7 protein-coding genes and 2 pseudogenes are annotated in these 11,674 nt (G+C 40.0%); 8 read left to right on the forward strand and 1 reads right to left on the reverse strand.

The window, feature by feature from the left end; translation table 11 throughout:
- Window positions 1-604: 604 nt before the first annotated feature.
- The 8 genes and pseudogenes from AC1DIV_RS25785 to AC1DIV_RS25820 all read left to right on the forward strand — a co-directional run.
- Window positions 605-1,441 (forward strand): alpha/beta fold hydrolase, encoded by an 837-nt coding sequence (locus AC1DIV_RS25785; RefSeq protein WP_318292822.1) that lies wholly within the window; start codon window positions 605-607, stop codon window positions 1,439-1,441.
- Between the two features lie 1,055 nt (window positions 1,442-2,496).
- Window positions 2,497-3,035: pseudogene (locus AC1DIV_RS25790) on the forward strand (FecCD family ABC transporter permease); the annotation flags it as partial.
- Between the two features lie 262 nt (window positions 3,036-3,297).
- Entirely contained in the window at window positions 3,298-5,100 is a 1,803-nt protein-coding gene (locus tag AC1DIV_RS25795; RefSeq protein WP_340876626.1) for a cache domain-containing sensor histidine kinase, read from the forward strand.
- A 5-nt stretch (window positions 5,101-5,105) separates the two neighbouring features.
- Window positions 5,106-6,272 (forward strand): response regulator, encoded by a 1,167-nt coding sequence (locus AC1DIV_RS25800; protein ID WP_340876625.1) that lies wholly within the window; start codon window positions 5,106-5,108, stop codon window positions 6,270-6,272.
- 4 nt (window positions 6,273-6,276) lie between these two features.
- Entirely contained in the window at window positions 6,277-7,551 is a 1,275-nt protein-coding gene (locus tag AC1DIV_RS25805) for an ABC transporter substrate-binding protein (protein WP_340876624.1), read from the forward strand.
- Between the two features lie 145 nt (window positions 7,552-7,696).
- Window positions 7,697-9,160, forward strand: a complete 1,464-nt coding sequence (locus tag AC1DIV_RS25810) for a glycoside hydrolase family 68 protein (protein WP_340876623.1) — start codon at window positions 7,697-7,699, stop codon at window positions 9,158-9,160.
- A gap of 135 nt (window positions 9,161-9,295) precedes the next feature.
- Window positions 9,296-10,804 carry a glycoside hydrolase family 32 protein gene (locus tag AC1DIV_RS25815; RefSeq protein ID WP_445670163.1) on the forward strand — a complete coding sequence of 503 codons (1,509 nt, stop codon included), beginning with the start codon at window positions 9,296-9,298 and terminating at the stop codon, window positions 10,802-10,804.
- A gap of 429 nt (window positions 10,805-11,233) precedes the next feature.
- Window positions 11,234-11,500, forward strand: a pseudogene (locus AC1DIV_RS25820) (SPFH domain-containing protein); the annotation flags it as partial.
- Between the two features lie 59 nt (window positions 11,501-11,559).
- Here the strand turns inward: AC1DIV_RS25820 and AC1DIV_RS25825 are convergent.
- On the reverse strand, window positions 11,560-11,674 hold a 115-nt coding region (locus AC1DIV_RS25825; RefSeq protein WP_477576969.1), incomplete at its 5' end, for an IS3 family transposase.

Consider the following 11,674-nt stretch of genomic DNA (forward strand, 5'->3'; position numbering starts at 1 on the left):
GAAACACTTGGGTATAATCGATACTTCATTTACCAAATATAAATTCTTTAATTCTCACATAAGACATTCGAGGAAGTTTATAAAAACCGTGAAAGTTTCCCCAGGAGGTTCAGAAGGTAATCTCGCAGGACTTAGCTAAAGTTGGACTCATTATCGTAGCGTTCAAGCTGCGGCTCTCTGTTATCGTAGGGTCTTTTAAACTTTAGCATACAAATTAATTTTTTTGTAAATAACTTAAAATTTGCAGAGTGAAATCGATAAATAAGTCTTGATGTTTTAGGAAGGGCTGTGCTTTTCTAATTCTAACTTAATTGGAGATACCCCAATTGGAGTTGTTTAGAAATCTCTAATTCGATTTTTCAGTTTAAGTTATTCAATCTTTTCAATAATTTACACACCTTGGATTAAACAAATAAATTGTAATCTAATAATATTAATTGATTCGATGTTTTTTGAATAATTTTACAATTCCGATAGTAGGGAATATAATAATCCTATAAACATTTTGCAAAAAAATATTTTAAATGTTTTGGAGTAAAGAGTTTTTTGTTTAGAGAAGCAAGAATATAGGTTTAATAATGAAAATCCATAGGAGGAAAATTATATGGCAAAATTTACTGTAGGTAATGAAAATCATGCTCCAATTGAACTTTATTATGAGGACCATGGTTCAGGGAAACCCGTTGTCTTAATACATGGTTGGCCTTTAAGTGGACGCTCTTGGGAATATCAGGTGCCAGCTCTTATTGAAGCAGGTTACAGAGTCATAACATATGATCGTCGAGGATTCGGAAAATCATCCCAGCCATGGGAAGGGTATGAATATGAGACATTTGCTTCCGATTTACATAAACTGTTAGAACATTTAGATCTTCAAAATGTCACACTTGTTGGTTTTTCTATGGGTGGAGGTGAGGTAGCTCGATACATTAGTACCTATGGAACAGATCGTATTGAAAAGGCTGTTTTTGCTGGAGCAGTTCCTCCTTATTTATACAAATCAGAGGATAATCCTGAAGGAGCATTAGATGATGCAACAATTGAAGAATTCAAAAGTGGCGTGATAAATGACCGCCTTGCATTTCTTGACAAATTTACGAAGGGATTTTTCGCGGCGGGTAATCAAACAGATTTAGTTAGTGAGCCATTCCGTTTATATAATCGGGATATTGCAGCCAGTGCCTCACCTAAGGGAACGCTCGATTGTATAACGGCCTTTAGCAAGACAGATTTTAGAAAGGACTTGGAAAAGTTCAATATACCTACTCTTATTATTCACGGTGACTCTGATGCAACTGTACCTTTTGAGTTAAGTGGAAAACGGACATATGATTCCATTCCTGGTAGTAAGCTCGCTTTAATAGTGGGTGGTCCGCATGGATTAAACGCAACTCATCCAAAAGAATTTAATGAGGCGTTACTAACATTTTTAAAAGATTAATAAAGTAATGACGATCCTATTTCAAATGAGAAGGAGGAGCAGTCTTTCTTTTTTGTAGGTTGTAGGAAAACTCTTATTATGAGGCAGAAGCAGAGTGTTTGCTAGAAGATACTTTTAGTAAATGACTCGTACAAATTATTAATACACTGATATCAGGGATTGATTGGATAATTCTACACTTTTCAATACCCTTTATGTTAACTGCAATTGCATTTTTGGGGTTCTGCTAATAAAAAAGTTAGCTGTGATATATACAGTATTATAGCTATTAGCAGATCTAGGGCACCCCGAGATGTACTTGACCTTAATTGTTATAAATGTATTTCTAAAGAAAAAGGGCAGTCTAATATCTTCCTATTTACAATAGAAGAATCTCGTTAAAAAAGGAGCCTTTGCCCAAAGTGACAAAGGCTTACTTCTATATTTATTTCCCATTTCCGTCCTTGCATCGAGACCGTGCTTTAACTGAAAGAGTGAATTACTTTTTCTTCTTTCAGTCTCTCTATCAACTGTTTATCCAAATCAATTCTATCTCTACTTTGAATTATTCGATTCGTTTTAAAGTTATATTTATGTGAATGTTTATTTATTTTATTTAAACTAACAGTTACTCCTATAAATGTTAATAGAATCTTCGATATTCAAATGTATACTTGTAGGAAATTTATATTTTGTATAAAATCCTACAGCCGTACCCCATATTAATATAGTCCAGACATATCCTTTTCATAATTCATCATATTTTGAAAAATATCATCTAAAATTAATCTAAATGGAAGATTAATTTTCCTTAATATAGTTACTGAGTTAATTAATTTATTCTCGTAACTATAACTAATGAAGGTGAAACAGTATTGAATTGTTTTATAGGTTCAGGATGAACAGGGCAGGCTACTATAATCTAAATCGGAACTTTATCGGTTTCGAATTAGACAATGATTACTTTAACGAAGCTTCGAATTCTTTACATAAAGATACGACAAGGTAAAGATGTTGTTGCTGTTTGAAACCTTCTGAAGCCATCGAATTACCACCTCTTGTGACAATTAGGATGACGGACTGCGGGAATGCAGCCAGTCAAACTATTATTAACCGGGGCGGGATTTTCTATGGCCTTCTCAGGTCTGATGCTGATCGCCAAAAGGTGGATTTTATTGCAAATTGGCTGTCAGGGAACATATGGGGTGCAGACTGGCCTTTCATTAGGGCCATCCTTCCATGGGCTGCTATTCTCTTCCCCTTTACACTGTACAAAGCGAATCGGCTGAATCTTCTTTGGTTGAGTGAACCTGTGCCGATAGGCATAGGTGTATCAGTTGAAAAAGAAAGGGCGATCCTGTTGCTGACAGCGGTTGCGCTTGCAGCAGCAGCTGTCTCTGTCACAGGAGGCATCGCCTTCGTCGGGCTCAGGGTTCCTCACTTTGCAAGAGCTCTGGTCGGACCTCGAAATCAGCTCTTCCTGCCGGTAGCGATTCAGATCCGCGCCTGGCTGCATACCATCGGAAGAAACATACTGGAACCCAAAGGCATACCTGCGGGGATTATGATCTCTTTAATAGGGGCTCCTTATTTTATGTATTTGTTGACGAAGAGTAGGAGAAAAAGCACAATTTTTGTAAAAGCTGAAGATGTCTTCAGCTTTTTTTGCTTGCCTTATCATCTTCAATTCTCTGGTGCAGCGAAGATTGGAACATAATATAAGCCCGAACTGCGAAATATAACGATACATGCACTTACACGAATCCTACTTAAGCATGATTGACTTGGTTTTTTGATTTGATATAGTTTTAGGATGCTAAAGTGAGAAGATAAGATCAGACTAAAAAAAGAGCCTTCTGCGAAAGGGGGTGCCTCCTGTGAAAAGCATACAAAGCCGTTTATTGATCATGCTGCTGATTTTCATCGTTCTGCCCTATTTCCTGTCCGTTTTTTTCATCTACACTTATACAAAAAACAGTGTGGAGCAGTATGAACTTGAAAACAGCCGAGAGCAGCTTCAGAAGAATGCGGATGAACTGGAGCAGTATTTTGACGACATGATTGATTTTCCATATATTCTGTACCGCAACCCTGATCTGTTTCGGATTTTTAAAAACGGCTTCGAAGACTCCATTTATTTCAACCCTATGACCATGGAAAAGAGTCTCGAAACCTTTTATTTAATGAGAAAAGAATTCCGGCAAATCCGTTTCTATATTGCTAAAAACAATGAGTCATTTACTGTCTATAATGCAATGGTCAGCACACACAGGTATCAGCCGAATTTTCTGAACCAGGACCCGATCAAACAGCTGTATACATCTGACTCACAATATTTGATTGAGCCGCCCCACCCTCTTGAGAATTACAATAATGCAGCCATTATTCCAAAATCGGACAAAACGATGGTGATGACTTTTCACCACAAAATTATAGACGTTCTTTCTAAAAAGTTTCTTGGGATGATTACAATCGACATTGATTTGGGCGAGTACGCCCGCATTTGCAATAACCTTGTCCAGGGAGACGCATCTTCTGTTTTGCTTATTGATTCAAAAGATCGGGTCATGTATGCAAATGATCGTGCCCTGATTGGAAAACCTCTTCCTACCGATGAAAAGCAACGTCTTGACGGGAATAGGAGCCGGCATGATGACGATATTCTCTTATCAAAGGAGTTATCAGGGTCATTGAACGGCTGGAAATTGATTAAGGTCATGTCGAGTCAGGCTTTATATGAAGATGTCAGGAAAACCGCCTATACCAATATCCTTGTCGGCATCGGCGTAGGAATACTGGGTTTGCTGATGATAGGCATTATCTCAAATAGGATTACCCGTCCCATTACGAGGCTGAGCAGCAAAGTCCGCTCCATTGAAGGCGGAAATATGAATGTCCCTTTTGATGATACCAAAAGTGATGAAATTGGCCATTTGGAGTCACACATGAAGGACATGATGAACCGGATCAATTCCCACATTGACCGTGAATATAAGCTTGAAATTGAAAACAGGAAGAACCAGTTCAGGGCGTTAAAATCACAGGTTAATCCTCATTTTTTGTTTAACGCTTTACAATCCATCGGCGCCGTTGCCCTTAGGTCGAATGCACCAAAGGTCTATCAATTGCTGACCTCGCTGTCCAAAATGATGCGCTACTCAATGCAGGCAGATCAATGGGTACGGGTCCGGGATGAAGCTGAGTATACAAAAGCGTACCTCTCCCTTCAAACAGAGCGTTTTGGTGAAAATGTAAGTTACTCGGTCAATATCGATGAGTCCATTTTGGACATGACTATTCCAAGTATGATTCTGCAGCCCCTAGCAGAGAATTTCTTTAAACACACATATGAGGAAGGTTACAGCAACGCTCATTTGTCCATTAGCGGGGAAAAACAAGGAAACGATCTGTGCTTTACTGTCGAGAATGATGGTCCGGGTCTGACGGAAGAAGAGCTTCAGACTCTACGGGAACATATCTATACACCCCCTTACGAAGGGACTTATTCGCATGAACATATAGGCCTGAAGAATATTCGTGACAGGCTGCTTCTAGGGTATGGATCAAGTGCAGAAATGAAAGTAGATTCGAATGACGGACAGGGGGTTTCCGTCAGCATGAGGATCCCGATAAAGACCGCCCTTGGGAATGATAAAGACTTACTTCAGGAAAGGAGATGAACACAGTGAAAGCACTGATTGTCGATGATGAATTCAATGTGCGGGACGCCATACGCCATTTAGGGCAGTGGGAAACTTACGGCATCACCAAGCTATTGGAAGCCAAAAATGGCCATGAGGCAAAATCACTGATTGAGAAAGAACGCCCTGAGATTATCTTTACTGACGTGAAAATGCCCGGTATGGGCGGAATTGAACTGATTGAGTGGCTGGATTCCATTTCCTATCCGGGGAAAGTTATTTTCATTACTGGATATAACGATTATTCCTATATGCGCAAAGCCATTCAGCACAGCAGCTTTGATTACCTGCTGAAGCCGATTGAGTATGAGGCGTTCAATCATACACTGGAAAAATCGGTACAAGCCTGGAAGGATGACTTTGAACATGCAGAAGTGCTGGAAGATGTGAAAAAACTGCGGAGAAACCAGTTAGCCACTGCGATATGTCTGGGGGACCGTTCAGATTCAATCAGCCTTGCCGAGTTTCTCCCTGAATCGGAGGGCTATAAGCTGACACTGCTCTCCTTTTACCAGATGCACAATCCGGATCTATATATCCAAAAGCTGTCTGATGAGCTTACGGACCGCAAATTAGGCAATGCGTTTTCCCTGCAGACGGATCTTAACCTCTGCCTTGTTATCACCATTCGCGATCAATGGCTCTCCGTTGAGGAATGGATCAGCCAGAAGTTCGATATCCCTGTAAGGCTTGTACCTGAAGAGCAGGTAGAAACTTTATCGGATATCAGGACCTCGTTTCAGGCTCTGCAGAAAAAGCTCGAGGAACAAAACTTCCGATCGATCCACCGTCTGGATGAAATAGATGCCGCTCGCCGCATGGAAGACATGGTTTCCTATGTTGACATGTATTATATGGAGGATTTGAGTCTGGAAAAGCTGTCGAATGTTTTCTTTTTAAGCCGCGAGCATATCTCAAGAAAGTATAAGCAAGAAACCGGTATGACCCTGTCCAAATACATCACGGAGCTTAGAATCAGCCAGGCAAAGTCGTGGCTGAAACAAAAAGACAAAAGCATTTACTCCATCTCGACCATGCTTGGCTATCAAGATGAAATCTACTTTTCAAAGCTATTTAAAAAGGTCGTCGGCATGACGCCTTTTGAGTTCAGGAACAAGAACGATCAACAAGAATCGAATCAAAAGGGGTGACATGATGAAAAACAGGTTTTTATCCCTTTTGTTAATTGGAGCCGTCAGCCTGCCTCTTTCTGCATGTCAGGACGTAGCCCCACCAGAAAAAACGGAAAAGACAGAGCGGAAAATCACGCTGGATTTAAGGAATCCGAAAGTGGAAATCTCCACTCAATTTGAAGAAATGACGCGTGCTTATGAACGGGAAAACCCTCACGTCAATATCAGGGTACATACAGTTGGAGGCGCAATGGATGACCTCGCCGACCTAAAAGCCGAAATGGCGACCGGCACTGGTCCGGATATCTTTACAAACAGCGGCTATGAAAATGCCAAGCTGTGGCGGAACTATCTGGAGGATCTCTCAGGGGAGCCCTGGATTAATCAAGCATACAAAGAAGCCCTGACGCCGGTCACATTGGATGGGAAAATTTACGGAATGCCGGTTAACCTTGAAGGGTATGGCTTTATCTATAATAAGGATCTATTTAAACAAGCCGGCATTACTGAACAGCCCGCCACTCTTTCTGAACTGACAGCAGCTGCCGAAAAGCTACAGAATGCAGGCATTACTCCCTTTGCAACAGGCTACTATGAAGACTGGAAATTGGGCGACCATCTAATGAATGTTGCTTTTGCCCAGCAAAAGGATACTGATGCTTTTATAAGAAATTTAAATAACGGAACGGAAAAAATCAGTACCAATCAAACATTTAAGGATCTCCTTGCCCTGCTGGATCTCACCATAAAGTACGGAAACGATAATCCACTGTCAACGGACTATACAATGGAAGTGAATCTGTTTACCTCCGAAAAAGCAGCCATCATTCAGCAAGGCAACTGGATTCAGCCGATGATCGATCAAGCTTCGCCTGACATGAACATCGGTTTTATGCCGATTCCTATTAATGACCGACCTTTAAAGGAAGCCCTTGTCGTCAGCGTTCCAAATTATTGGGCCGTAAATAAACAGTCCATTCCTGAAAAGAAAAAAGAAGCCAAGAAATTTTTAAATTGGATGGTGTTGTCAGAACAAGGAAAACGGTTCATGACGGAAGAATTCAAATTCATTCCTGCGTTTAAGAACATTAAAACTGATGATATAGGGCCGCTCGCAGAAGAAACCCTTCGGAATTACAAAGATGGGAACACCGTCCCATCTAACTGGTTTCACTTCCCTGTTGAAATTAGAGAAGAATTCGGAGCCGCGACTCAGCTCTATGTCGGGAAACAGCTGAACCGCAATCAGCTGCTCAATGAATATCAGAAGTCCTGGGAGAGGTTTTCGAAGGAATAGCCTCTTGCCGGGGCTTTTTTTGCCTTCCACAATTACGATATCAATATACGACTAAATTCCAATCAATATGTGGCATACCCCTCATTTCAGGAATCGCCTATAATTCTATTGTACTAGCAAACACATAAAACGAGGAGGAAGATTTATGAACTTTAGCAGGCTTGCCAAACAGGCAACAGCAGGAATACTTAGTACTGGCATTCTATTAAGCGGTACTGTTACCCAATCATTTGCAGCTCCAAAGGATCCGGCAGATTACAAAGAAACGTACGATACTTCACAAATCACTCGATCAGCTATGAAAGATATGATTAATCAGCACGGTGATACTAGATATGCCGTTCCTAGGTTTGACGAATCCACAATTAAAAACATCCCTTCTGCCAAAAAAGTAACGGAATCAGGCGAAACCATTGATTTAGATGTGTGGGATACATGGCCATTGCAAAACGCTGATGGAACTGTTGCAGAGTACAAAGGATATCATATCGTTTTTGGATTAGCAGGCGATCCTAAAAACGCGAGTGATACGTTCATCTACATATTCTACAAAAAAGTGGGCGACAACTCCCTTGATGCTTGGAAGAATGCTGGAAGAGTATTTGATGACAATGATAAAAACGTTCCAAATGATCCTTACCTAAAAGAGCAAGCCGAAGAGTGGTCAGGTTCTGCAACCTTCACTGAGGACGGGGAAGTTCGCTTATTCTATACAAACCGTGAACCGTATAAACCTGAGTCAGGGAATTATGGGAAACAAACCTTGACAACCGCTCAAGTAAACCTTTCAGAGCCAAATTCTGAAACATTAAAAGTGGATGGTGTTGAAGATTACAAATCCATCTATGAAGGCAAAGACAGCAAGTACTACCAAACTGTAGATAAATTTGTAGAGGACGGAAATTCCGCTGATAATCATACCTTCAGAGACCCTCACTATGTAGAAGACAACGGCCGCAAATACCTTGTGTTTGAAGCAAATACGGGTACAGAATATGGCTACCAAGGCGAAGAATCGCTATACAATAGAGCTTATTATGGCAACAGCAATAAATTCTTCCAGGGTGAGAAAAACAAACTTATACAAAGCCCTAAAAAAGAGTTAGCTGAACTCGCAAACGGTGCAATTGGAATTATTGAAGTAAACGACGATTATACATTGAAAAAAGAAATGAAGCCATTGATTGTTTCCAATACGGTCACAGATGAAATCGAACGTCCAAACATCTTTAAAAAGGACGGCAAGTGGTATTTATTCACAAGTTCAAGAGGATCAAAAATGACCATTGATGGAATCGATAATCAAGATATTTACATGTTAGGCTACACGTCAAATTCCTTAACTGGCCCATATAAACCATTAAATAAAACGGGCATCGTCCTGCATCAGGATCTAGATCCATATGACATCACTTGGAACTATGCACACTATGCGATCCCGCAGGCTGGCAGTGATAATGTTGTAGTGACTAGCTACATGACAAACAGAGGTTATTTTGAAGACAATAAATCTACCTTTGCCCCAAGCTTCCAGCTTAACATTAAAGGGAAACAAACATCGGTAGTAAAAGACAGTATTCTTGAACAAGGCCAGATTACGGTTAAGTAGTTACCAGTGAAAAGAAAAAGAAAATGTCAGGAAAACTTGGCATTTTCTTTTTTCTATTTTAAAAGAGAAAAGTGGTGAGTTTAAGTGAACAAAAAGAAATATAAGATGGTTGCATTATTCGTTCTTGGATTAGGGATGGTTATTAGCACAGGAATTTTGATTCATTCATTTTATAAAACAAAAGAAGCTACTCCGCCAAATAAGGTAGAAAAGCACTCATACCGGGCTGCCTATCATTTTACTTCTCCTGATCATTGGAAAAACGATCCACAGAAGCCCCTTTACCATGAAGGAAATTATCATTATTTTTACCTCTATAATGGAGATTACCCGGATGGCAATGGTACAGAATGGCGACATGCCACCTCTAAAGATTTAATTCACTGGAAGGATGAAGGAATTGCCATTCCAAAATATACGGATCAAAATGGGGATCCATGGACAGGGTCAGTCGTTGTAGACAAGGAAAATACAGCTGGGTTTGGAAAAGAGGCTTTTGTGGCGATCGTAACACAACCCTCTAAGGATGGCCAGAAACAAGAACAATTTCTATGGTACAGTACGGACAAAGGAAATACGTTTACCTCTTACAGGGACGAGCCTATTATGAAAAATCCAGGAACGAAGGATTTTAGAGATCCAAAAATCATCTGGGATAACACGAATCAAAAATGGGTCATGACCATGGCCGAAGGATCGAAAATAGGTTTTTATGAGTCTTATAACCTGAAAGATTGGCGCTATACGAGCAGTTTTTCCACTAAGAACATTGGAGTTTTAGAGTGCCCTGACCTTTACCAGATCCGTGCTGATGACGGGACAGTAAAGTGGGTGCTGGGCGTTAGTGCAAACGGAAAAGCAGCAGGGAAACCCAACACCTATGCATACTGGACAGGAACGTTTAATGGAACGGAATTTCTTCTAGATAACAATGAACCGCAATGGCTAGACTACGGTTTCGATTGGTATGGCGGAGTAACGTTTGAAGATGGCAAGGCAAGTGACAAATTAGACAAACGCTATGCCCTCGCTTGGATGAATAACTGGGCCTACGCCAATAATACGCCGACATTAAAAGAAGGGTTTAACGGAATGGATTCGATCGTCCGTCAAATTGAACTAAAGCGTGAAGGCGAGAACAAGTATTATCTTTCTTCACAGCCTTCAGAAGCATTAAAAGAATTGTCAAGCTCAACGAATTCTTTTGATAAAATCGAAGTGGATGGCTCGGAAACACTTGATGTTAAAGGAGATACCTATCAAATAGAGGCAGATCTCTCATGGTCGGATTTTAAGAATGCAGGATTTAGGCTCAGGGAGTCAGAAGATCAAAAACGCCACGTTGACGTAGGCATTTCTGCAGAAGGAAATTACTCTTATGTCAATCGGGTATTCACAGATCAACCTGACGAAACGAATCAGTTGGTTGAAAGTACTGCACCATTTGATGTCAGTAAGAAGAAGGTTCATTTAAAGATTCTCGTCGATAAAACCAGTATTGAAGTTTTTGTGGATGATGGAAAGGTTGCTTATTCAAACTTAATATTCCCTCATGCTGAAGATAAAGGAATTACTCTCTTCTCCGAGGGCGGCAAAGCAATCTTTAAGAATATGAAGGTTACACATTTTGATCCGATTAATTGAACCTCATCTTGGCAGATACCTTTCATATGAATACACATACATTCTTTTATAAGAAATGACTCTTCAAATATGAACATTTACTAAAGGGGCACCACCAACTTTTCGCCCAAAACATACGTTAAGCAAATTTCGACATAGAAAAAGCTCGATTTCTATAAGCTAAGACTGTCTTATATGTACTGAAACTTATCTTTGTCATATTAACTGAACATAGATAAATGTATGAGTTATTGAACATCAACAGATGAGGAAAATCCTCATAAATCCTTCAGCTAAAATGTGTTAAGAAACTTAGGTTTTCAGAACAGAACCTTAGTTCTTAACACCTTACGGGAAATGATACAATTTTAGGTTTTATTTCTCTCAGAAACACTTGGGTTTAATGGATATGCCATATACCATATATAAATTCTTTAATTCTCACATAAGACAGTCGAGGAAATTCATAAAAACCATGGAAAGTTTTCCTGGTAAAGTAAAGAGGGGAGCCTCGCAGGACTTAGCTAAAATGGGACTCATTATCGTATCGTTCACCATTAAAGACGTTCAGGATAAAAATGGATATCATTAGTCGCTTGTAAAGCCAAGGGTTACGCAGGTGAAGAGGGAGGCCGATATAGCTCCGTCGATGCAGAGAAAAAATCGCGAATCAAGCGAGCCGAAGCGAACATGAATATGGCAGCAAGCAAGGAAGAATAACAGGGGGAAATTTAAGGGGCACTTATGATCTGACCCAATAAAGTTAGACATATAATTTAAGCAGCTTCTAAGACCTGAGTTCGGTATTCTATCGGACTCAGGTCTTTTAATTTTACCTTCATTCGTTTGTGGTTATAGTAATGAATATAATCATCTAATTCCTTTTCAAAG

Source organism: Peribacillus sp. 05N428, assembly GCF_056397085.1.

Excerpts from the sequence above, each read along its gene's own strand:
- AC1DIV_RS25785 (WP_318292822.1), top strand. The coding sequence starts at position 605 with ATGGCAAAATTTACTGTAGGTAATGAAAATCATGCTCCAATTGAACTT.
- AC1DIV_RS25805 (WP_340876624.1), top strand. The coding sequence starts at position 6,277 with ATGAAAAACAGGTTTTTATCCCTTTTGTTAATTGGAGCCGTCAGCCTG.
- AC1DIV_RS25810 (WP_340876623.1), top strand. The coding sequence starts at position 7,697 with ATGAACTTTAGCAGGCTTGCCAAACAGGCAACAGCAGGAATACTTAGT.
- AC1DIV_RS25815 (WP_445670163.1), top strand. The coding sequence starts at position 9,296 with ATGGTTATTAGCACAGGAATTTTGATTCATTCATTTTATAAAACAAAA.